The sequence below is a fragment of the Bacillus sp. FSL W8-0102 genome (assembly GCF_038007225.1).
In the GTDB taxonomy this organism is placed as follows: Bacteria; Bacillota; Bacilli; order Bacillales; family DSM-4216; genus Bacillus_O; species Bacillus_O smithii.
On record NZ_JBBOWT010000001.1, the window covers coordinates 3,480,544 to 3,502,729 of the forward strand.

Annotated in this window: 20 protein-coding genes; 10 read left to right on the top strand and 10 right to left on the bottom strand. The window is 38.8% G+C overall.

What is annotated here, in order from left to right; all coding sequences use genetic code 11:
* Nucleotides 1-131: 131 nt before the first annotated feature.
* The 4 genes from N1I87_RS16505 to N1I87_RS16520 form a co-directional block, all read right to left on the bottom strand.
* A complete protein-coding gene (locus tag N1I87_RS16505; RefSeq protein WP_341102956.1) occupies nucleotides 132-1,019 on the bottom strand; it encodes a C39 family peptidase in 888 nt (295 codons plus the stop codon).
* Nucleotides 1,020-1,231: 212 nt separating this feature from the next.
* Nucleotides 1,232-2,209 (bottom strand): potassium channel family protein, encoded by a 978-nt coding sequence (locus N1I87_RS16510; protein WP_341102960.1) that lies wholly within the window; start codon nucleotides 2,207-2,209, stop codon nucleotides 1,232-1,234.
* A 523-nt stretch (nucleotides 2,210-2,732) separates the two neighbouring features.
* Entirely contained in the window at nucleotides 2,733-3,086 is a 354-nt protein-coding gene (locus N1I87_RS16515) for a hypothetical protein (RefSeq protein WP_341102963.1), read from the bottom strand.
* Between the two features lie 74 nt (nucleotides 3,087-3,160).
* Nucleotides 3,161-3,301 carry a ribbon-helix-helix protein, CopG family gene (locus N1I87_RS16520; RefSeq protein WP_003352379.1) on the bottom strand — a complete coding sequence of 47 codons (141 nt, stop codon included), beginning with the start codon at nucleotides 3,299-3,301 and terminating at the stop codon, nucleotides 3,161-3,163.
* Between the two features lie 87 nt (nucleotides 3,302-3,388).
* Here N1I87_RS16520 and N1I87_RS16525 point away from each other — a divergent pair, with 87 nt between their 5' ends.
* Nucleotides 3,389-4,501 (top strand): RNA-guided endonuclease TnpB family protein, encoded by a 1,113-nt coding sequence (locus N1I87_RS16525; protein ID WP_003353982.1) that lies wholly within the window; start codon nucleotides 3,389-3,391, stop codon nucleotides 4,499-4,501.
* 157 nt (nucleotides 4,502-4,658) lie between these two features.
* Here N1I87_RS16525 and N1I87_RS16530 read toward each other — a convergent pair whose 3' ends face one another.
* Entirely contained in the window at nucleotides 4,659-4,952 is a 294-nt protein-coding gene (locus N1I87_RS16530; RefSeq protein ID WP_341102966.1) for a helix-turn-helix domain-containing protein, read from the bottom strand.
* A 19-nt stretch (nucleotides 4,953-4,971) separates the two neighbouring features.
* A complete protein-coding gene (locus N1I87_RS16535) occupies nucleotides 4,972-5,415 on the bottom strand; it encodes a hypothetical protein (RefSeq protein ID WP_341102969.1) in 444 nt (147 codons plus the stop codon).
* Between the two features lie 555 nt (nucleotides 5,416-5,970).
* On the opposite strand from N1I87_RS16535, the gene N1I87_RS16540 reads away from it, so the two are divergent.
* Nucleotides 5,971-6,132, top strand: coding sequence for a hypothetical protein (locus tag N1I87_RS16540; protein WP_341102970.1), 162 nt, complete (start codon nucleotides 5,971-5,973; stop codon nucleotides 6,130-6,132).
* Between the two features lie 24 nt (nucleotides 6,133-6,156).
* On the opposite strand, the gene N1I87_RS16545 is transcribed toward N1I87_RS16540, so the two are convergent.
* Complete coding sequence (locus N1I87_RS16545; protein ID WP_341102972.1) at nucleotides 6,157-6,876, bottom strand: response regulator transcription factor; 720 nt, start codon at nucleotides 6,874-6,876, stop codon at nucleotides 6,157-6,159.
* Between the two features lie 791 nt (nucleotides 6,877-7,667).
* Between N1I87_RS16545 and N1I87_RS16550 the strand changes: the two genes are divergently transcribed.
* From N1I87_RS16550 to N1I87_RS16565, 4 genes are all read left to right on the top strand, one after another.
* Nucleotides 7,668-7,859 carry a hypothetical protein gene (locus tag N1I87_RS16550; RefSeq protein ID WP_341102974.1) on the top strand — a complete coding sequence of 64 codons (192 nt, stop codon included), beginning with the start codon at nucleotides 7,668-7,670 and terminating at the stop codon, nucleotides 7,857-7,859.
* 214 nt (nucleotides 7,860-8,073) lie between these two features.
* Nucleotides 8,074-8,682: a hypothetical protein gene (locus N1I87_RS16555; protein ID WP_270584281.1), complete on the top strand. Its 609-nt coding sequence runs from the start codon at nucleotides 8,074-8,076 to the stop codon at nucleotides 8,680-8,682.
* Between the two features lie 20 nt (nucleotides 8,683-8,702).
* Nucleotides 8,703-9,125 (top strand): hypothetical protein, encoded by a 423-nt coding sequence (locus N1I87_RS16560; RefSeq protein WP_003353022.1) that lies wholly within the window; start codon nucleotides 8,703-8,705, stop codon nucleotides 9,123-9,125.
* 191 nt (nucleotides 9,126-9,316) lie between these two features.
* Nucleotides 9,317-9,580: a type II toxin-antitoxin system HicB family antitoxin gene (locus tag N1I87_RS16565; RefSeq protein ID WP_340397439.1), complete on the top strand. Its 264-nt coding sequence runs from the start codon at nucleotides 9,317-9,319 to the stop codon at nucleotides 9,578-9,580.
* 482 nt (nucleotides 9,581-10,062) lie between these two features.
* On the opposite strand, the gene N1I87_RS16570 is transcribed toward N1I87_RS16565, so the two are convergent.
* Nucleotides 10,063-13,527, bottom strand: coding sequence for an Ig-like domain-containing protein (locus N1I87_RS16570; protein WP_341102977.1), 3,465 nt, complete (start codon nucleotides 13,525-13,527; stop codon nucleotides 10,063-10,065).
* A 673-nt stretch (nucleotides 13,528-14,200) separates the two neighbouring features.
* Here N1I87_RS16570 and csaB point away from each other — a divergent pair.
* From csaB to murJ, 4 genes are all read left to right on the top strand, one after another.
* The gene (gene csaB, locus N1I87_RS16575; protein WP_341102979.1) at nucleotides 14,201-15,310 is read left to right on the top strand and encodes a polysaccharide pyruvyl transferase CsaB; all 1,110 of its coding nucleotides are present in this window, start codon (nucleotides 14,201-14,203) and stop codon (nucleotides 15,308-15,310) included.
* A gap of 282 nt (nucleotides 15,311-15,592) precedes the next feature.
* A complete protein-coding gene (locus tag N1I87_RS16580; RefSeq protein ID WP_270584269.1) occupies nucleotides 15,593-16,243 on the top strand; it encodes an IS607 family transposase in 651 nt (216 codons plus the stop codon).
* Nucleotides 16,206-17,384 (top strand): RNA-guided endonuclease InsQ/TnpB family protein, encoded by a 1,179-nt coding sequence (locus N1I87_RS16585; RefSeq protein WP_341102981.1) that lies wholly within the window; start codon nucleotides 16,206-16,208, stop codon nucleotides 17,382-17,384. The genes N1I87_RS16580 and N1I87_RS16585 overlap by 38 nt, the downstream gene beginning before the upstream one ends.
* A 189-nt stretch (nucleotides 17,385-17,573) precedes the next feature.
* Nucleotides 17,574-19,088, top strand: coding sequence for a murein biosynthesis integral membrane protein MurJ (gene murJ, locus N1I87_RS16590; RefSeq protein ID WP_341102983.1), 1,515 nt, complete (start codon nucleotides 17,574-17,576; stop codon nucleotides 19,086-19,088).
* Between the two features lie 115 nt (nucleotides 19,089-19,203).
* On the opposite strand, the gene N1I87_RS16595 is transcribed toward murJ, so the two are convergent.
* Nucleotides 19,204-19,857 (bottom strand): carboxymuconolactone decarboxylase family protein, encoded by a 654-nt coding sequence (locus N1I87_RS16595; protein WP_327805527.1) that lies wholly within the window; start codon nucleotides 19,855-19,857, stop codon nucleotides 19,204-19,206.
* 211 nt (nucleotides 19,858-20,068) lie between these two features.
* On the bottom strand, nucleotides 20,069-22,081 hold the full coding sequence (locus N1I87_RS16600) for an S-layer homology domain-containing protein (RefSeq protein ID WP_341102985.1): 2,013 nt from the start codon (nucleotides 22,079-22,081) through the stop codon (nucleotides 20,069-20,071).
* Between the last annotated feature and the right edge of the window lie 105 nt (nucleotides 22,082-22,186).

A 22,186-nucleotide genomic window follows, 5' to 3' on the forward strand; every position in this document is an offset into this window, starting at 1 on the left:
TAAAGATTCATTCTTTCAACAATATAACATTTATTTTGAAAGAGTAAATGCTTTTTCGTATAAAAAAGGGGGCTATGTCAAAGGCCTAAACAAAGCTTTTCAACACATTTAAGGACGAACAGACACTTATACTAAGGCGTTTCATATAGAACATATCCTTGCAACGCTTTGACATAAAGATTATTTCCTACTTGGTACATTCCTCCGTTGTCTTTGCTGTAGCTGTACACTCGATAGGTCTCATATGGGTAAAGCATTCGGACGAACTTGAGCTGACCTGCTTCATTCTTGCTTTGGAGCTGTATCGGTTTTAAAATCGTCACTTTCCCTATCTGTCCATTTTTCAACTCTTTCTTCCAATTCGGTTTTGGCAGATAACTGATCGCTTGTCTGCCCATTTGTATCCAGGCCGCTTCGAAGCCTTTCCTGTTGACCGCACGATTTTTCCGATGGTACAGAGGATCATTGATATAGATATAACGATCATCATACCCCGTTATAAGAACGGAATGTTCCCGATAAGTAATGGCAACTTTGCCTTTTCTGGTATTCCAAATACGAAACTCAGAAGAAGGCAGCTTTTTAAATTTCGAATTGACAATGACCCAAACCGGGGCACCGCGATCGATAAATTGATAAATCGTCTTCAGATCTTTATTCGACAAATTGACAGCCCGATCGTGTATATATTTTTGAGCCAATTCATAAATGGGGGGATAATAGACCCCGTAGCCGCTTTGTGTGAACGTGTACATATTTCCGACAAATCCTTCGTACGGATTGCCGTAGAGGCCGTTTTGACGAAAAGGAACTTTTTTCACTTGCTCGGCCAATGTCATTTTGTCCACTTTCACTCCTGCGTGCTGCAAAAGCATCGCCAGAGATGTGACCTCACAGCCGCGGGGCAATTGGGGCATTTGCTGAATATAGGGCGCATTTAAAATGGTTTTCGCATTCGTTTGATCCGCCCACCCAGAAAAAACGAGAAATAAAGCACCGAATAAAATGATTTTTTTCAAAAACAATTCTCTCCTTATCCAACTCTTCCTCTTTATTGTCTGCCATTGTTCAAGAAACTACTCCATTCTTTTCAGCGGTCAGTACCATGAATGGCGAACCGTCGAGCGAGAGTCAAATGCAATAAAGTTAGCGGAAGCAGCATCCATCAATAGATAGTCTCAAATATTAAGAGCACATACGCAGAAAAATTCCGGCGGGTGATAAGGTCGCATCACAATTGTTCGAATTTCCGCAGCTGATCCTCTCTGCCAAAGACAATCAATAAATCATTGGCCAACAGTTGTTCATCCGGTTTCGGGTTGCTGATGATCGTATTTCCCCGCTTGATGGCCACAATGGTGACCCCGCACACTTGACGGAGTTTCGACTGCTTTAACGTTTGATTGACCAGCTTGGAATCTTCTCTCAGCACGATTTCTTCCACATTATAGGCTCCTTCCGAATCTTGCAAAAGGGTATCCACTAATTCCATGCTGACTGGTTTCAATACGGACATCGCCATTCGTTTTCCGCCGATGCTGGAGGTGTTAATCACTTTATCCGCACCGGCACTGTATAACTTTTTTTCCGCCTCTTCTTTCTCCGCCCTCGTTACAATGAGGATATTCGGATTGATTCCTCGTGCCGTGAGCGTAATAAACACGTTATCGGTATCGCTTGGCAGCGTGATGACAATACAAGAAGCCCGTTCAATGCCGGCCGCGATGAGAACATCATCATCGGTGGCATCTCCGTTCACATAAAGAAGATCTTCTGTTTTTTCTAATATTTGCTCGTTTTTTTCCACCGCTACAATCGGCTGATGTTCCCGTTTTAATTGAGCAACCACTTGTTTGCCGACTCTTCCCAAACCGCATACAATAATATGATGTTCCAGTTGATCAATCTTATGGTTCATTTTTCTTCGTTTCACCTCATCCGCCCATTTCCCGTCAATCACCGCACTGGCAAATCGGGCCAAAATATACGTCACAATCCCAATCGCAATCGGAATAATAATAAGGGTAAAAATCTTCCCTTGAATCGTCGCCGGTGTCATATCCCCGTAGCCGATCGTCAGCACAGAAACGACCGTCAGCCATACCGCATCAAAAAAAGACAGGTGCTCTGTCCACATATAGCCGAATGTACCAATAATAAGTGTAAGTGCAAGACAAGAAACAGGAATAATCAGCTTGCGAATATTCATTTTTCCTCCTATCGCAAAAATCACGTCTTATATTGCTTCAATTCTCAGCTCTTCTTCGTTGTATCGCCTCTTTTTCATTACAAACAGCTTAGCGAGAAAAAGTGTTGCAGCGGACTGATTCTCTTGCGGCTTCGCGCTGTAAGAAATGAATTAATATGCCCTGCTTATGTATCCAACTCCGAAATCACCACCGGTTCAATCCTTGCCGCAAACAGCAAAAGATTTCCATTTATCCACTCTTGCATTTCCTTGAGGATGTCGGATTTTGTAAATTTTTCTTAAAATACGTAATCTTTCATACATATTATAAATCACTTCTATCAAAATGAATGAAGTTTTATCATCTTTCTTGCCGATTAGCCAAGCGGCAGCCGGAACGACGCTTCAAACAAAAAACAAAGAACGATCCATTCCGCTAAGAAACTAAAAAAAGAAAAGCCACGTGAGAGACCTTTCAGTAGAGCTTTTCTTCGACATGTTTTGTTCAATCACGATCGGGTGCAGACGCCCGGCACCCAACCTGCTATTCTTTCAGTTTAAATTGAGACATCGTTGCATTTAAGGATTCGGTCAGTTCTCTTAACGAAGACACTTTTTCTACCATTTTACTAATGGAATTTTTCTGTTCCTGAGTGGAGGCAGAGATTTCTTCGCTTCCTGCCGCTGTTTCTTCCACAACAGCACTGATGCTCTCTACATTTTGCAGAACATATTCGTTGGATTTTTTAGAACGATCAACCCCACTGACCAACTCTTCCAGCACCGAAGTGATTCCTTTTACTTTTTCTTCGATTTGTTCGAAGACTTCCAAGGTGCGGTTCATGTTTCTATTTTGCTGATCCGCGATTTTAACGTCTTTCCGAAAGAAGTCTCCCATCCTCTAGGAATGTGAAGGTGCGAATAGCACCAATGAGTAGGTGGGAGATGAATTTCGGTTGGCTTTAGCCAAAGTTATTTTTCCAATCCCTTTCTCAACAATTCTAAGATTGCGGCTGTTCTAGTTGGAATCCCATTTTCTTTTTGATATTGCTCCAATTTTTCTAATATCGTCTTAGGCATACGAATTTCTACACGTTCTTTCTCTTCTCTCATGATTATCACCTCATATTGATTGTACGGATTTTTTACGGTATAATCAATATATACGAAATTTTTCCGCACAAAGTGAGGTGAATTGATATGGCCAAGCAAAACAAAGCTTTCAAGTTTCGTTTGTTACCAAACAAAGAACAATCCGCATTATTAGCTAAGACATTTGGTTGTGTTCGCTTTGTCTACAATAAGATGTTAGCTGAACGCAAAGAAACGTATGAAAAGTTCAAGGATGATAAAGAATTGCTTAAAAAGCAAAAGTTTCCGACCCCTGCAAAATATAAAAGTGAATTTCCATTCCTAAAAGAAGTGGATTCTTTAGCTTTGGCAAATGCACAAATGAACTTACAGACTGCTTATAAGAATTTCTTTGAAGGAAATGCGGATTTTCCAAAGTTCAAAAATCGTAAAGCAAAACAATCCTATACAACTAATATGGTCAACGGAAATATTAAGCTAGAAAATGGTCATATCAAACTGCCAAAAATCAAAAAGCCAATAAAAATGAAACAGCATAGAGAGATACCTGCTGATTATAAAATCAAATCTTGCACTATTTCTAAAACAAAGACAGGCAAATACTACATTTCAATTTTGACAGAATATGAGAAAGATATTCGTCCAGTTAAAATACAGAAAGTTGTTGGTTTGGATTTTGCTATGGATGGTCTATATGTCGAGAGTGAACAGGGTAAGAAAGCCAATTACCCACGTTACTATCGGCAAGCCTTAGATAAATTAGCAAAAGCACAACGAATTCTTTCTCGAAGAAAGAAAGGTTCTGCAAGATGGGAAAAACAACACCTGAAAGTGGCTAAGCTACATGAAAAGACAGCGAATCAGCGCAGAAACTTTCTTCATCATAAGTCAAAAGAATTAGCAACAAACTATGACGCTGTGATTATTGAGGACTTAGACATGAAAGGCATGTCTCAAGCCCTCAACTTTGGAAAAAGCGTTCATGATAACGGCTGGGGGATGTTCACTACTTTCTTAGCGTATAAGCTAAAAGAACAGGGGAAACAACTTGTGAAAATTGATAAGTGGTTTCCCTCCACTAAGAAGTGTTCATGTTGCGGCAAGGAAAAAGAAATGCCATTATCTGAACGTGTATATAAATGTTCTTGCGGCTTTGTATTAGATCGCGATCACAATTCAGCAATCAATATCAAAAATGAGGGATTACGCTTATTAGCATAAAGAATAATAACTTTCGGAACGAGAGGGTTAGCTCGGTCAATTTTCTGTCATTAGACAGGATTACCCGAGAAGCCCCCACTTCAAGCAACCCGAAAGGGTGGTAAGTGGAGGGTAGTTCACATGTATACTCTAAAAATAGGTGTATTTTTTCCTGATCTTATAATTTAACATACAAATTTGGATTATTATCCAACGTGCCATCGATAATAAAAGGTGTGTTTAGTGCCTTAGATATTTGTAATAAAGTATCCACTTTTGGGCTTGTTAAACCTGCTTCTATTCTCCCAATTGTAGACTTAGGGATTCCAGCTAAATCCGCAAGATCTTGCTGTGACATTTTTAGACTCTTGCGTCTCGTCTTAATTTGAGCAGCAATACGCCCTTCTAGTTGAAGATTTTGCACATAATCTTCTCCACGGATTTCAGAATATTTTTTAAAAAAATCACTCATATGGAACCCTCCTTTTCATTTAGTAAAGACTCGGATCCAAAGCACAATAAGTTTCATAATTTAATTCAGCAGGAATCAAATCATCTCGCTTAATTAGGCCATTATATTGTTTGTCAAAATAATAAAGGAATATCACCTTATGGAAGTTATGAATTGCATAAATAATACGATGATTGCCAGTTCTTCCTCCGTGTATACCCCACCGATAGAAATTTTCATATTCCGTATTCTTATTAATATGCTTTATTGATGGAGGTGTTTCATCAATACTTATATCATCAGGTTCTTCAGGAAATGGATTGTAACGTATGATCGTAAGTTGACGAACATAAATATCTGCTATCTTACACCACAGTCCCGGTCGTCCCTTTCTCACTTCTTGCTCAGATTTATACAACAACTGTTCTTCAAATTCACTTACGTTTCCTTCATATATGATTTCAAATTCTTCTGACTCAATCATTAATTATTCCCTTTTTCTATATTATTACCCTCATGATAGCATTTATGCTATCGTTATTCAATATTTAATAATTTTTTTAAACTCTTTAATCCAATTTTAGTGGTACTGACAAAAAATTTATCGTGTCCATTTTTTAGTTTGATTACGTAGATCATAACTTACACGTTATTTGTTTACTTATACTTATCCTCCACCTTTGTTTGTAGCAATTAAAAAATGCATGATTTGGCAGTATATTTTTTGAATATCGTCTCGATTTACAAGGAGCGTGGCGGCCATGCCGGGCTTACTGCCATGAAAAGCCTGTGGCTGTTGCTTTTTCAAAGTAATATGTCCGCAGAGGCTTCATGTCAAACGAGTGTTTTTGAATATATAGATTTTAAATACGAATAAACTCATTCCAATAATGAGATTTCAATCTCCAATGATGTACAAAAAGATGTACCAGTCTTTTGCTTCCTCTCAAGAGTAAATATTAGAAAAATCTCTATTTTCTTGATATTATACCAATAATACTATAATTTAGTTGTTGAAGGCATAAGGAGGTTTATTAAAATGAAAAGAACAAATAATTATCGAGATAATGAATGGGATGACAAATGGAACAGTGAAGAAGTTCAAAATGATGTACTGACAACTGGAATTTCTCGTGATGAATGGGAACACAACGAAGAAATTGATAAATACGGTCAAGATGATTATGATGATGAGTTTTGAATTTCATATGCATAACTACTATATTTAACGGTTCAATTTGAACCGTTTTTTATACATCATCGTAACATCCCATTTATAGCCTAATCCGTATAATGTTTTAATATAGGAGTTTTCCTTATCCATAGACCGGATTTTCTTCCGAATGTTTTTAATGCTTTCCGTCACCGTTTCTAATTGACTTTCCGAATCCAATCCCCATACCCGTTCAAAAATTCTTTCCTTAGAAAAGACCATATTTTTATTCAACATTAACAATTTAATAATCTCATATTCTTTTTTTGTTAAATGCAATTGAACCCCTTTACAAAAGACTTCATTGGCCAAAAGATCGATGGTAATATTTTTAGAACTTAACAAATGCCTGTCATTCGAACGGATCCGCTCTTCCCGTCTTAAATGGGAATCAATTCTTGCTTTCAACTCTTTTAAACTGAAAGGTTTGGTCATGTAGTCGTCCCCGCCGATGGATAGAGCTTGAACTTTGTCTTCCTCCAGCGTTTTTGCGCTGACAAAAATAATCGGACAATTCACTTTGTCACGGATAATCCCACACAATTCCATTCCATCAAGGCCTTCCATCATAATGTCCAAGATAATCAAATCAAAATCATTGTTAATGATTTGCAATGCCTCGGTGCCGTTATGTACATATTCCACCGTGTAATTATAAAGTTCCAAATATTGCTTGATTGTAAGACAAATATCTTCATTATCATCTACAACTAAAATTTTCTTCAAATGCATGCTTCCAGATCCCACCTTATCGTTCATTGAAATTTGAACATTTTTCAAGTAATTCCGTATTCATGCAGATAGGGTACCCTCTTAAAATATCAGAGAATACCCTGCCTTTTTCTTTTATCCATATTTTAAACTTTGGATAATAAAAACGCGCTGTCCCAAGGCGTTTTTTTACCGTTTTGGATCGCTAACAACGTCAACAAAATTCCTGCCATTGCACCAAACAATTAATAAAGCAGGTATGCCGTGAGAGAGCCCGATGTTAATGAAACCGGACGGCCAATTTTTCGGAATGTACGAACATTCAGAAAATATCGCATCCTAAAGAAAATTATACCAAATTTTTTGCCGTCCAAGCTTAAATCGTACAAGAAACGTATCGGATTGGGGTTGTTCGTGTATTCAGAATATTATTGATCGTAATGAGCAATTGTTTATTGAGCGTTTTGCTTTTCGCATAAAAAAGATCGTTTTCGATGCCGATCAAAATATCATTTAAACTTAACCGTTGCTCTTCTTGTCTGTTGTTGTTGGTGGTAAATAAAGACAGTTAATGCTGGATCTGAAAACTTCTTTTCGATATTTAAGTTAAATAGAAAATCTAATATTTTTCTAATGTTTTTGTTCTTTATTTTTATATTTTTGTATATTTGTATTAAGAAAATATTAATTACTAGTCCCTTGCAAAAAATATGTCATATCGGAAATCGTCTAAAACTGGATTATTTACAGAACTTTTGTCGTTTCTGAAAATAAAAAAGGACATTCTTACCTTGGGAAGGACGTGAAAAAACATGGATGATCGCAAAGAAGATTGTCCTTTTTGCGGAGCCAATCTACAGGGAAACCCAATTCCGAAAGAACTGCAGCACCACTACGGCAATGCCACCCACTTTAGCAGAAAAATCGGCATATCAAATCTGGAAGCAGACCGGGTGATTAAATGGCAATGTCCAGATTGTAAGGAAGAATGGGAGCGGGAATGAGGAAGGAGAAGTACGTAAAGCTTCTCCTTTTTATCTTTTAAAAATAAAAAAGAAAAGCCCCGCTGAGATTTCTCTCCTCACAGAGCTTTTCGACATATTTTGATAATCTTCGGGTGGTGACAGGCACGCATCCCATGGTTGACATTTACAATAAAAGGTATTATGATTAATAAAAAATTAACCGTCAATGTCCCTGACGGATTAGGAGGTTGAGATGAGCCTATTTCAAATGAAAACGAAACCCCACGGAATTGAAAGAGGCGGTGAATTCTTACGGGAAAACTACATCTGTATTGGCTGGCCGGGCATAGGAGACTTAACACACGCTACGAAAGACACTATTCGTGAACGACTGGCAAAAGTGTATAAGTACGAAGGTCAACAACTGTCCACTTATTTGGGATTCGTAAACACTTTTGTTCGAACTATGCAGAAAGGCGATTATGTCCTAATTTCTGAAAACGAATACGTTCATCTGGGAATCATCGGACCTTACAAGTATGTAAAGGAATTTGACAATGACACTGACGGTAAATGCCACCAAAGAGATGTAAATTGGTTGGTGACGGTCCAAAAGAGCGAGTTAAACGCAGAGGTTCAAGAACTGTTGAGAAATCGCGGAACAGTTACTCAGTTCAAACATCCTATTGCTAAAGCAGAACTTGATAAGCTGCTCAACAAAAAGAATAAAATTCAAAGCAGCGTTTCCATTCCAAAAGAAAAACTTTCAAAAGCATTAGACATTGTGTATAAAGCAATGGAATCCGAGAATGAAGAATTACGACTCAAAGCAGCTGCCATATTATTAAACTATATAAAATAAGAAGAAGGGAAGGAATACAAATGGCCAACTATTGGGTTATGAAAACATTTAAGGAATGGGCTGACTCATTTATCGAAAACAGTGAGATTGGTGTAGATGAGAAAGGAGTGGACCAAAATTATAATCAATATCCGCACAACCAGCCACCGCTTGACAATGTACGTATATTACGCAGGTTTAATCAGTTTTGCAAATGGGCGCAACAAGGTGACTATGTGGTTGTGGGAGTAGGTCCAACAACTACATTTAAAATGAAATTAATCGCTCGTATAACCGGTGATTATAATTTTGATCCGAATCATCCCTTATACAGACACATTCGCAAAGTAGAGATCATGAAAGTTTTTGATGAACCCATTGATATAGAAAAATGGTCGCAAACTCAAAGAATAGAACTAATCGATGACAACGACTTTATCGATTCCCTTGTAAGCGTATTATAACAAAAAGGAAGGAGCTTGGCTAATCAATGATTAAATTGCAGCTGAGCTTCTTCCATTTTACGTTTCATGTTTAACAAAATCAAAACCTTGTAAAAAAAGACCTCAGAGTCTTCCTCCTTTGTCAAAACATCTGTTCGACAAATATTGAGAGGACTGAGGCGCCCTGCTCAAAAAGAAGGAGATGAGAGACTATGGCTATTTATAAATTTTATTCTATTATTGAGAAAGTCGACGGAGTCTTTACTGTAACATTTCCTGATATTGAAAATTGTTTTACAGATGGAGAGACTTTGCATCAGGCTGTAGAGATGGCTCAGGATGCTCTAGGCAGTCTGTTATCTGTATTAGAGGATGAAGGATACGATATCCCAGTTCCAAGCAAAGCAGAGGATATAGAGCTGCCTGACGAGGCAAGTTTAGTCCTGGTAGAAGTTGATACAGATGATTTCAGGTAGGCCATCTAAAGACTCTCTTTCAGGCAGACTTTCAACTGTCACGTAATATCAATTCTCTCTAATTACAGATCTGTTTATATCATTACGGACAGGAGAGGAGACGGAAAACGGTACAGAAGGAATACAAGAGAAGTTAATACTATACAAATGTTTCGAACCCGATCATTATGGTCCTGAGAAAGTTTCATTCTGGCAGCAGTGAGTGGCATTTTTGGAATTTTACAGGTCAATAAATACGGACTTCAACGCGAGTGATAATGATTTCAACAAAGCAGTTTGTGATAAGATGAGAATGCATTTACGAAATCTGCCTTTCGATGTAGTCGGCCAACTATCATTTTAAAGGGAGATCTTCGTAAGTGCTTTTATTTTGCCTGAAAAGTCTCTTAACCCCAACATTTAGTATAGAACCAAAAAGAAAAGCCCCGCAGAGATTTCTCTCTACAGAGCTTTTCGACATTTTCGAAGTAATAGCTTTTAAATTATTTATCAGCTTTACCAGTATTATCAGCATTATCAGCTTTACCAGCATTATCAGCTTTACCAGCATTATCAGCTTTACCAGCATTATCAGCTTTACCAGCATTATCAGCTTTATCAGCTTTATCAGCTTTATCAGCAACAACGGTAAACTTAACAGTCGCTGTTTTACCGTCTAACAGGTAAGTTACAGTAAATGTATCTCCAGCCTCTGCATTTTGAATATCAATTGTATTAGATCCATTTCCTCCAACCTTGAATCGATTATTAGGATTTGCATCTACAGTTTTCTCTTTTACATTTGTAACAGTAATAATTGGTTGTGGAGAATTGATATTAACACCATATTGGTCAGTAACTTTAAGAACTGCGTCTAAACCGGAAGCATCATTGTTGCCAGTTAAAGCACTTGCAGAAATAGAAGCTACACCGTTAGAAACTGCATCTGTAAATTCAATTTTATCTGCTTTTGGAGCTTCTTTTGAAATTACAACATCTTTTGTAATAGTGCTCGGTGTATCAAATCCATCTACGATTACTGTAACTTTAGAAGTGATTTCATCTTTTGTTCCAAATTTATCCGCTGTCGCACCTAAACGAGCATTTAATGTGCCTGTATCTTTATCATAAGCGACATTGTCGTCAGTAATTACTGTGTAATCAGAAGATGGAAGTTCAACTTTAGTACCATCAGCCTTCACACCGTAAACTTTAAGATCACGTTTGTGAGTTTTAGCAGTACCATCAGCATACAACGGTGCAATATCCCCAACTTCAAAGGAAGTAAATGCAGATTTATCGACTGTATTAAATGTTACTTTTAATGGGCTTGTTGCTACATCTTCAAAAGAATAATTGTTATCATTATTCTTTACAGATTGCTGAAGTTTAAATGTTACATCTTCCGAACCTTTTTCAAGACCTGTAATTGTAATAGTACCATCGTCAGCCGTGATTTCAGCTGAAGTATCTGTATTGCCAACCTTTACAGCACCATTTTTAGAGTCAGTTGCAACAATTCGGTATTTACCCGCACCTGCTGAATTGGATAACTTACCTTTAAGATCAAAAGTACGACCATATTGGTCTTTTACTACAAGGTTAGAAAGACCAATTTTTACACTACCATTTTTCGATACAGTAGTTGTTACATCTTTAAGAGATTCGATAGTTGCAGGATATGCAGCATCTTTAACATTAATAGTTAATTGAGAAACTTTTCCGCTTCCAGCAACTGTAGCTACTAATACTTGTAAACCTTTAGTATCAGGTGCTTTGTATTCAAGATAAGCATTTCCTGATGCATCTTTCTTCAACTTAGCATTATCAGGGGAGAAAGTAACTTTATTTTCAAGATCATCATATTTTGTAATCGCATTTCCATATTGATCAACAGCTGTAAATGGAATCTTTACAGTTTCTCCAGCAGCCACTACATCAGTAGGTGCACTTAAAGTGAAGGTATCAAGTTTTGGAGCTGCTTTAACATTCACTTCAAATTGAGATACCTTACCACTTGATTTAGAAATTGCTGTGATAATTACTTTACCACCATTAGCATAGTTTGAACCAGCTTTAAATTTCAAACCAACTTGGTTCTTATCTTTTCCTTGTTCATCATATGCTTTATCAACTGTCAAAACGGATGGGTTTGAAGAGATGAATACAACATCATCATTCACTTGATCCGCCTTAACGGTTTTGCCATATTGATCTTTCGCAGTTAACAATAAAGCAAAATCAGAAACGTCTAGATCACCAGAGAATTCTTTACCATCTTTATTATAAACGCCATCGAATTCTACCGTATCCGTAGCGGAAGCATCACTTACTGTTACAACACCAGAAACTACTGTATTTGTAGATGTATTGATGCCAGTTAAAGCAACTTTATCTCCTGTTTTAAAGTCATCAGATTTAGTTAAAGTTAAAAGTCCTTTATCATCATCAGCTGCTGTTACACCACTAGATGCATGCCATTCAATAGAAGTAGCAATTGGAGATTTTGTAATATCTTCACCGTATTGGTTTAAAACACGATAAGCAACTGTTGCCTGTTTTTTGTTTTGTGCATTAATTGGAGCAACTTCACCAAGGAGTTCGATTTTAGCTACTTTCTCATTTTCAACTTTAACAGAACCTGTAAGAGCTTGATCAGCAAGACCAGTTACGTTAACAGTGTACTCGCCTTCAAATAATTTGCTAGCAAGTTCAAGTTCAACAGATTTTTTATCCGCAGAGAAAGTAGTTTTTGCTACGTTTACAGTAACAGAACCTTTTTTCACTTCAAACTTAGCTTTAGTGTCATCAACAGCTTTGTTGAAAGTTACTTTTAAAGTTTTAGCGTTAATCGCACTTACACTTTCAACTTTTGGAGCTACTGCTTTAACTACAACGTTAACAGAAGCTTTCAGATTAGTACCGTCAACTGTTCCTTCAACTTTGTAAGTACCTGGTTTAGAAGTATCCACTTTAGAAGTATCCCATTTTACGGATGCTTCTTTTTCGGATTTGTCAGTGTAAACAACCGTTACTTTTTCTGGAAGTTTAACGTCTTCTAATTTTGTTCCTTCGTCAACGGTAATATCATCGATAGGTTTGATGCTTTCTGCTTTTGCCACTGCTTTAACTACAACGTTAACAGAAGCTTTCAGATCAGTACCGTCAACTGTTCCTTCAACTTTGTAAGTACCTGGTTTAGAAGTATCCACTTTAGAAGTATCCCATTTTACGGATGCTTCTTTTTCAGATTTGTCAGAGTAAACAACCGTTACTTTTTCTGGAAGTTTAACGTCTTCTAATTTTGTTCCTTCGTCAACGGTGATGTCATCGATAGGTTTGATGCTTTCTGCCACCACTGGCTTAACGCCCATTGCTTTATAAAGCAAGTTTGCGAAATCGCCTCGGGTAATGTTTTCGTTTGTTCCGTATGTAGTACCTTTACCACTTGTAACTCCAGCACCGTAAAGAGCTTCTACATAAGGTTTGAAAGTAGAATTTAAATCTGTGAACGGTGTTTTTTTCGCATATTTGCTCAAATCAAAGGCGTTTACCAAAATTTTCGCCATTTGACCGCGAGTAAGTGGAGCATCCGGATTGAATTTATCTTTGGAAACTCCGCTGATGATTCCTTTAGCCACAAGAGCATTTACAGCACCTTTGATGCTGCTGTTCACATCTTTGAAGCCTGCATCCGGAGCATTTTTCGTGTCAAGATTCAATGCTCTGGCAATGATGACAGCTGCATCGCCGCGTTTCAAAGTTTTGTACGTACCGAATTCAGTTTTGCTGACTCCTTTAACGATGCCTTTGCTGTACAATTCGCTGACAGCTTTTTCATAATTTTTGTTTACATCGTTAAATGGAAGATTTTCAGCAGCAAATGCCGGCGTTACAGCCGTTGCTACCAATGTTGCTGTTGCAGCCGTAGCCACAAATTTGCGATAAGACTTTGGTTGGTAAGCCATTCACTATTTCCTCCCCGTTTTGTAATAGTACATATGAAAACGACTGAAAAAAACACAATCGTTTTTACCAAATCCATCTAAACCTTCCATAAGCCAATTGTTCCATAAAAATGAACAATATAGGCAAATTGGCAGATTTAAACTCTTCTTTTATTCTATCAAACCAAGTCTTTTTTTCAAGTGTTTTTTATGAACTTGAGGATTTTTTTGTGATTTTTTACTTATTTGTAAATAGTTTCTTAAACACTATCGTATAGACTATTGGATAGATAAAATTGTCATTACCAAATTATAGTCTTTTTTGGTTGAAAAAGAAAGTTTTTTTTGGTTAATTATGTCACCCGAGGAGATGTATAGCACTATTGGTGTGTTCCCTTACTAAGTATTCTTTATAAACGAACCAATCTCTCTATCTATCTCACTCCCTCATTTTCGTTCCATTTTATACTAGTCCTTATGTATCCATTGAATGTGTTTATGGCAAATGATACAATGAAGGGCAGTGTGGGAAGGGTGGAGAAGGCGGTTTTTCGTCATTCTCTCTTTTATTTTTTTCTACTTATTCCTCTTTAAAGATGATGAATAATAGACAGGACGTCTCATTCTCCACAACAAAAAAGGTTCGAGAAAATCAAGCCTTGCATGAAGGAGGAAATGAGAAGGAGGAAACCAATTGAAAGTAGTTATTTCCGGCTTTTACGGCCTTGGCAATACCGGGGACGAAGCGATATTGGAAGCGATTCTCGATAACTTGCGCAACGAGATTGACGAGGTGGATATCACCGTTTTTTCCTTTTCCCCGGAGAAAACGGCAAAACGCCACAATGTCCGGTCCGTGTACCGCGGGTGGCGCCGTGAAAATAAACAAAAAGTACAAGCTTTAAAGAAGGCGGATTTATTGATTTCCGGAGGCGGCGGTCTCCTTCAGGACACGTATCCGACGAAATTTTTGTTCGGACCGCTTCCTTATTATTTATTGATCGTGTTTTTAGCCAAGTTGTGCGGAGCAAAAGTCATGTTTTTCTCCCAGGGCATTGGTCCCGTCAATACGACATGGGGAAAAATTCTCATGAAAGTCTTTGCCAATATGGCCGATTTCATCACAGTAAGAGATCCATTTTCAAAGGAGCTTCTCCACAAACTCGGTGTTAATAGGCCGGAATCAGTGGTAACGGCAGATATCGTCTTTGCCTTTCACCAAAAGGAGGACAGCGCCTGTTTGGACAGCTTGCCGTTAAAAGGCGGGGAGCGATTGGTCGCGGTCAGTGTCCGCCCTTGGTTCGGAGATACGTCTTATTACGGGCATATCGCCCAAGCGCTGGACAGCCTGATCGAATCTGAAGGCATCACTCCTGTCTTCGTCCCGATGGAAGGGCATTATGACGTCAGGGCCTCTGAAAAAGTCCGGCAGCAGATGAAACATCGTGATCAAAGCCTTCTGCTTGGACCCGACTTTACCCCTAATCAGTATTTGAATTTTATCTCAGCTTGCGAAATGACGATCGGACTGCGTCTGCATTGCTTGATTTTTTCCTGTTTGGCAGGTGTTCCCCATATCGGGATCAGCTATGACAAAAAGGTCGAAAGTTTACTGAAGCGTTCCGGGATGTGGGACTATTCCTTCACCCTTGAAAACTTGGATCCGGAAAAACTGGCGGATAATGCCCGGGAAGTATTGCAACGCCAGGAAGAACTGAAAGAGATGATCCGTGAGAATGCTGCAGAAATGCGCAGCGAAGCAATGAAAAATATCGATTTGCTGAAGGAACGTTTTGGCCAGTAGCAGTCTCTTTTTCAAGACCGTATCGGACAGAAAAAAGTCCTGCGGGATCACCGTTCCTGATGTCCAGTTGGTCCAACAAGCGATCATTGTGGATGAGAAAAATCGCCACTGACTGAAGTTTTAGTTTACCAGTCCACTCCGAAACGTGCAGATGCAAGCTCTTCTGCACGTTTCCTTACTTAAGAGGGCTTAAACAGTTTTAAATAACTTATAAAAAGTTATAAAATTTTTATTGACTTTATAATTTTTTCATGCTATATTTAATTTAAGGAGGAATATAGCATGAGATATTATAGCATTCATGAATTTTCCAAATTAATCAATCGAACGCCACAAACTTTAAGAAATTGGGACAAAAGTGGAAAATTAAAACCACATCATACTGGCTCAAACGGCTATAGATATTATTCTCACGATCAACTTAAAGAGGTACTTGGTATTAAAGAAACCAGTCAAAAAGTGGTTGGTTATTGCAGAGTTTCTTCTAATAAACAAAAAGATGATTTGCAAAGACAAGTTGAAAATATGAAAAAATATTTAGAATCGTTAAATGTTGAATATGAAATCATTCAAGACATTGGTAGTGGGATTAATTACAAGAAAAAAGGTTTGCGTCAACTAATCAAAATGATAAATAACAAAGAAGTAGATAAAATAGTAGTATTCCATAAAGATAGGCTTCTTAGATTTGGTTTTGAATTGGTTGAGTATATGGCAAACCTTAATGGGTGTGAGATTGAAGTTTTAGATAGCACTGAAAAAACAGATGAACAAGAACTTGTAGAAGATTTAATACAGATTGTTACAGTATTTAGTTGTAGATTACAAGGAAAACGTGCTAATAAAACTAGAAAGTTAGTAGATGAATTAATTGAGGAAAATGAGGAGTTGCTAAATGATAAAGTCAATAAAAGTGATGTTGAAACCAAATAATAAGCAAAAAACTAAATTATTTCTATATGCGAATACAGCTAGATTTGCTTATAATTGGACAATTGCAAAGCAACAAGAAAATTATCAAAATGGTGGTAAATTCATCAATGATTCAACTTTGAGAAAACAGTTTACTCAAATGAAAAATCTTGATGAATTTAATTGGCTGAATAATGTAAGTAATAATGTAACGAAACAAGCTATTAAAGATGCTTGTGATGCTTACAAACGATTTTTTAAAGGACTATCAAAATATCCAAAATTTAAAAGGAAAAAGAAATCTATACCTAGTTTTTATCAGGATAATGTGAAAATCAAATTCACAAAAACACATGTTAAAGTAGAGGGATTTGCTTCAAGTAAAAAGTCGAATAAACAAAAGATAAATTGGATTCGATTAGCAGAAAAAGGACGTATTCCATTTGGTGAAAATGTTAAGTATATGAATCCTCGATTTACATTTGATGGTTTGAATTGGTGGGTATCTGTTGGAATAGAAACAGATAGTGATTATTCTCCTTCAAAAACAGAAGGGATAGGTATTGACTTAGGAATAAAAGATTTAGCTGTTTGTTCTGATGGTAAAGTTTATGGAAATATTAATAAAACAAAAAGAATTAGGCAATTAGAAAAGAAAAAGCGCAGGTTGCAACGTAAAATTTCAAGAAAATATGAAAAAGGAAGGGAGGGAAACCGTTACAGGAAAACCAACAACATTATAAAAAGTGAAAAGCAACTTTTAAAAGTTTCACGAAGACTAACGAATATTCGTCATAACTACATACATCAAATCACTTCTGAAATCGTAAACAGAAAACCAATGTTTATTGTTTTAGAAGATTTGAATGTAAAAGGTATGATGAAAAATAAACATTTAGCTGAATCTGTTCAACAACAGTGTTTTCATGAATTTAGAAGACAAATTGAATACAAGTCAAATTGGAATAATATTCGCTTCATTTTGGCTGATAGATGGTTTCCAAGTTCTAAGTTGTGTTCTTGCTGTGGAAAAGTTAAAAAAGACTTGAAGTTATCTGATAGAATTTTTGAGTGCGAATGTGGAAATATTATTGATCGAGATTATCAAGCGTCTATTAATCTTAAAATATATGGTGAAAATGTTTTAGAATCTGCATCTTAACAATGCAAGTTAATACAGATATGTACCGATTCGTTAGTCGGGAATTTACGACTTTGGAGTGTTACACCAAATGTAAGTAGCGATCTGTTTAATAGATAGACGTGAAAGCAGACACGATGAAGAAGTAAGGAAACATAAAAGTTGTAGGAAATTATAACTTTTTATAAGTTTTCTGTAACGGTGTCATTCATGTCATTGAAAAAAACAGCCATTTGGCTGACGATCTTGGCTGTGGTGGTGAAGCTGTCCGGTTTTGTCCGGGAGAGCATCATCGCCCACCAGTTTGGGGTCAGCCAATATACAGACGGGTATTTGCTTGCGTTTTCGTTTATTACGTTGGCGCTCGCCATGATTTCGGGCGGATTCAATAATGTGTTCCTTCCTATGTACGTCCAGCAGCTGAAAGAACAGCCAAAGCAGGCAGAACAAAACGCGAACGGAGTGATGAACTGGACGGTGCTCATTTTCCTTGTGGTCACCGTGACCGGCTATTTCTTCGTTCCCGACTTTGTCCCTTGGATTTACGGGGACATGAAGCCGCAAACGAAAGAAACGGCGATTGCCGTTACCCAATTTTTCTTCCTGTTTATGAGCTTTATTGCGCTGAGCGGAATATTGGATTCCTATTTGCAGGGCCGAAGGGTGTTCGTTCCGTCACAAATCGCCAAACTGCTGCAAACGATCATGGGCGTCGCCTTTGCCTTTTTGTTTTCAGAAAAATGGGGAATTAACAGTCTTGCCTACGGGTTTATTTTCGGAACGATTTTAGGAACGATTATTCAGCTGGCCTATTTGTTTCGGACAGGGCACCGCTGGAGGCCGGTTTGGAAAGTCGAACATGAATTTCGCAAGACTTTTCTCGTGCTGCTCGTTCCTTCCTTGTTGAATTCGGTTGTGGGGCAAATTAACGTGTTCGTCAATAAGGCGTTTGCGTCTGACATTAAGGGAGCCGTCACCTATTTAAACGACGCTTCGCTCATTACCTCCATCCCCCAAACCGTCTATGCGACATCGATTGCGGTGATTATTTTTACGCTGTTATCTGAACAGCTGGATAATCAAAAAAAATTCCAAGACACGTTTTTCTTAGGAATGCAGCTGTCCCTTTTAACTTTAATGCCTATCACCGCATGGCTGATCGTGGCAGGACGGGAAACGATTGCGTTTATTTTTGAACGCGGCAAATTTACGGCTGCGGACACGTATCAAACCTATCTGGCGCTCGTGTACTATTTGCCAACCATCGTGACGCAAGGTCTGCAATATATTGTATCGAAGTCAATGTACGCTCGGGGAAAAACTGCGATCGTATTCCGAATCAGCGTGACGACTATCGCATTAAATGCGATTTTAAACTGGCTGTTTATTAAGCCATTCGGCTATCCGGGCTTAGCATTGACCAATTCGATTGTGTCCGTTTATTACTTGGTTGCTACCGCCGCTTTCATGTACAAAGATTTTGAACCCGGCGAAAAGCGGAGGCTCTTTGTCCTGTTCGGAAACGTATTGCTGCCAACAGTCGTCATGATCGTGCCGCTGTACTTGTTCAAGCTCTATGTACCGATCGATCATCTCTACTCGCTTTGGCAGCTGGCCATCCTTGGCATACTTGGAGCCGTTCTTTACATAGTCGGGTTGTATGTATTCTACCGAGAAGGCTATCACCAGCTCGTAGGCATCGTGAAAAGAAAAATGCGGTCGTAGCTGGCGAAAATCGGCATCGAACTGTTTGTTTAGTAGAACTTCCGCCCTAAGAAAGAAGGCTGTCCCCATCCGTTCATCGGCTTTTGGGGACAGCCTTTTTCTGCTTTTTAAGATTTTATTCTTCAGCACCATAGCTTTCGATCATATTGGCGATATGAGTATAAGCGCCGCCTGCCGCTACAGCAGCCGCAACAAGGATGGCTTCGGAAAGCTGTTCTTTCGTTGCGCCTGCTTTTTCAGCATTTTTGGAATGCACATCGATGCAATAAGGGCACTCCGTAATATGAGCAACCGCTACAGCAATCAATTCTTTCAATTGCGCAGACAGTTTACCAGCTTTTAAAGCGGCGGCGCCAAACTGTTGATACGCTTTAAAGCCTTTGCCTGCCCATTTGCTCAAGTTTCCTACTTTATTTCTGTTTGATCTCTTATACAAAATATCATCTTGTTCTTCTTCTAAAGCGGCTTGCATGTGAGAACTGTGCGCCACGGCTCCGCCGGCTTCCAATGCAGCAGAAACAAAGCCCGCTTCAGCCAATTCTTGAAGCGTAGCCCCTGCTTCTTTTGCTTTTTTCGTATGAATGTCTAAGCAGTAAGGACATTTTGTCGCATATGCTACTCCTACAGCAATAATTTCTTTTTCCTTCTGGGACAGCGCCCCTTCTTCAAAGACTGCGCTGTTAAATTGATCAAATGCTTGCGCCTGTTCCGGCGTCCATTCATTTAATTTGGCAAGATGACGCAATGTTCCTTTTTCATAAAGCGACATCCTTAATCCCCCCTTGTTTTCCATTACTAGCCTTTATTATAGTTTACATATTCTAAAAAGAATATGAATATGCCTGTAGATCTCATTTCTCTCCGCTGCCCGAAGCGTAAATTTATTGCAGAGCCGCTGACTCCAAGCTTTCCGTCCGCACTCACTAAAAGCGCACAAAAAAGCTGACCCTTCAATGTCGGGTCAGCTTCAAGATGAGGCATTATTTACCGGCAATCGGTAGAATATCGACGTAATCGCCGGAAACATAGACGCCGTCTTTATATTGATCGGCAAATTTTAATACATCGGAATAGATTTTATACCAAGAGCCGGATGTTCCGATAATTGTTACCGGTATTCCTAGTTTATTGTATTCAAACAACAGCGTGTCGGAAGAAACTTTCGGTTGGGATCGGACATTTAATCCATCATTCGGATCATATCCATTCGTCAAACCGATTGAATATTTCCCGAAGTCCTTGCCGCCGAGCATTTTATCGATGCTATACATATGGCGGGCCAGTTTCTCGCCCCAGAACATATCGGAAGCATATTTGACATTAAAGCCCGTTCCCTTGTTGCCCGGAACAGCACCGTTTGCTCGAAAATCTCCGAAAGAAAGATAGCTGTCATTGAATTTTTTCGCCAATGCATCCACACTGGCTGCCGGCGATGGAAAAGGATTGGCCTGATTCGGATTGCTGTCGACGGCACCATAGCCGAATAAATTATTTTTTTGTTGGGCTATGTCGCTTAATCCATACTGACTTTCATTAAATGCCAATCCTAGAATTAACAACGCATTAATATGTTTCTCGGATTCTACTTTTTTCAAATGGCTGCCGAGGCCGATCAGCTTGCTTCTTTTCGTTGCATCTTTATAGATGGCATTTTGAGGGGTTGGATTTTGTTGATACAGTTTTTCCAGTTCCGCCAATTTGGTCATAATCGCTTGATCCAGCTGTGCAGCGGTATAGCTTGTCGGAGTTCTCGCCGATAAAAATTGGAAGTATTGGCAGGCTGTTCCGACTTTTTGATGATTGGCATTATAAAACGTATAGCCGTCCCAGCTGTAATAAGGCTGTCCTTCCTTTAAAAAGCTAGGCGCTTTTCCGACTGTATAAGATGTGTAGTAGCCGCCTGTGGCCGTGTCAACGTACAAATAATGAATCAGCTCTCCGTTTTGTGCTTGATAGTAGTTTTGCCCCGGCGCCACGCCGTCCGGCTCCAAAAGAACGTCTTGCGGGGAGGCGTATAACTGCTTGCCGCCCACTTCTACTTTTACATAATTCTCTGTAGATGTTATATATTTCATTTCAGAAGAATAGGTAGCGGCTGTTGATACATAAGTATAGCCCGTTTTTAAATTGGAATCTGAATATAAGTTGATGGTGCTCTTCAGTGTCGCCCGGTCAGGTACGACAATCCCGCTTTTCATATACACGACTCGGCCGTTATAAGTGACAGCGTCCGATTGACCGGCATCCACGGTGTTTTTCGCATCGTTAAACGTTTTGTAAGAATTTCCGGTCGGCTTGACTTCATGATTGGAGACGACAGCCGTTTCATAAGGATTTTTGACAGGAGCCGGTTTGTTATTATACTGTTCTACAAAGGCCAGCACCCGACTGATAAAAGCTGCCGCTTCCGCTCTTGTGGCTTCATTATTAGGTTGAAATTTCAATTGTCCATTTATTTGATAGCCGTGGATAATATTGGCTTGAGCTATTTCGGCAATCGCTGTTTTGTATTCATCATTCAAAGTGGAAATGTCCGTGAATTTCGTGCTTCCCGTTTCCAAAGGGACATTCAAATATTGAATGGCTCTTTTAATCATGAGCGCCATATCTTTCCGCGTAATGGTATCGTCCGGATGAAAGGTTCCGTCAGTTCTTCCTTTGATAATGTTCACTTTGGCAGCCGCATTAATGCCCGGCGCCAATGCCGAATTAGTAGATACGTCTTTAAAGACGTTAGACGTATTGGTCATATCGAGATTCAGCGCACTCGCTATAAACTTGGCAAATTCTCCCCTTGTCACCTTTTGGCCCGGCTTGTAGCTGCCGTTTCCATAACCGGAAATGATCCCTCTGGCAATTAAATCTCTCATTTCCTTTTCCAGCGTAATCCCCGAAATGTCATCGCTTGCCGCTCTGGACGGCTGAGGCGGGACCGCAGCCGAAAAAATAAGGAGAAACATCATTATAAGCAGCATGCGTCTTCGCATTTTCATCTAGTTTCCTCCTACACTAGTAATCTTTTTATATGTAAAACTGTGCGAAATCAAATTCTCACAGCCGGTGTCTCTATGTATGACCGCTTTTCCATGATTTCAGAT

What these genes read in the sequence shown, in the direction of transcription:
- N1I87_RS16585 (WP_341102981.1), top strand. Translation starts at nt 16,206, where the DNA reads ATGATAAAGTCAATAAAAGTGATGTTGAAACCAAATAATAAGCAAAAA.
- N1I87_RS16595 (WP_327805527.1), bottom strand. Translation starts at nt 19,857, where the DNA reads ATGTCGCTTTATGAAAAAGGAACATTGCGTCATCTTGCCAAATTAAAT.
- N1I87_RS16525 (WP_003353982.1), top strand. Translation starts at nt 3,389, where the DNA reads ATGGCCAAGCAAAACAAAGCTTTCAAGTTTCGTTTGTTACCAAACAAA.
- N1I87_RS16515 (WP_341102963.1), bottom strand. Translation starts at nt 3,086, where the DNA reads ATGGGAGACTTCTTTCGGAAAGACGTTAAAATCGCGGATCAGCAAAAT.
- N1I87_RS16555 (WP_270584281.1), top strand. Translation starts at nt 8,074, where the DNA reads ATGAGCCTATTTCAAATGAAAACGAAACCCCACGGAATTGAAAGAGGC.
- N1I87_RS16560 (WP_003353022.1), top strand. Translation starts at nt 8,703, where the DNA reads ATGGCCAACTATTGGGTTATGAAAACATTTAAGGAATGGGCTGACTCA.
- N1I87_RS16550 (WP_341102974.1), top strand. Translation starts at nt 7,668, where the DNA reads ATGGATGATCGCAAAGAAGATTGTCCTTTTTGCGGAGCCAATCTACAG.
- N1I87_RS16510 (WP_341102960.1), bottom strand. Translation starts at nt 2,209, where the DNA reads ATGAATATTCGCAAGCTGATTATTCCTGTTTCTTGTCTTGCACTTACA.
- N1I87_RS16545 (WP_341102972.1), bottom strand. Translation starts at nt 6,876, where the DNA reads ATGCATTTGAAGAAAATTTTAGTTGTAGATGATAATGAAGATATTTGT.
- N1I87_RS16570 (WP_341102977.1), bottom strand. Translation starts at nt 13,527, where the DNA reads ATGGCTTACCAACCAAAGTCTTATCGCAAATTTGTGGCTACGGCTGCA.
- N1I87_RS16565 (WP_340397439.1), top strand. Translation starts at nt 9,317, where the DNA reads ATGGCTATTTATAAATTTTATTCTATTATTGAGAAAGTCGACGGAGTC.
- murJ (WP_341102983.1), top strand. Translation starts at nt 17,574, where the DNA reads ATGTCATTGAAAAAAACAGCCATTTGGCTGACGATCTTGGCTGTGGTG.
- N1I87_RS16530 (WP_341102966.1), bottom strand. Translation starts at nt 4,952, where the DNA reads ATGAGTGATTTTTTTAAAAAATATTCTGAAATCCGTGGAGAAGATTAT.
- N1I87_RS16540 (WP_341102970.1), top strand. Translation starts at nt 5,971, where the DNA reads ATGAAAAGAACAAATAATTATCGAGATAATGAATGGGATGACAAATGG.
- N1I87_RS16520 (WP_003352379.1), bottom strand. Translation starts at nt 3,301, where the DNA reads ATGAGAGAAGAGAAAGAACGTGTAGAAATTCGTATGCCTAAGACGATA.
- N1I87_RS16535 (WP_341102969.1), bottom strand. Translation starts at nt 5,415, where the DNA reads ATGATTGAGTCAGAAGAATTTGAAATCATATATGAAGGAAACGTAAGT.
- N1I87_RS16600 (WP_341102985.1), bottom strand. Translation starts at nt 22,081, where the DNA reads ATGAAAATGCGAAGACGCATGCTGCTTATAATGATGTTTCTCCTTATT.
- N1I87_RS16580 (WP_270584269.1), top strand. Translation starts at nt 15,593, where the DNA reads ATGAGATATTATAGCATTCATGAATTTTCCAAATTAATCAATCGAACG.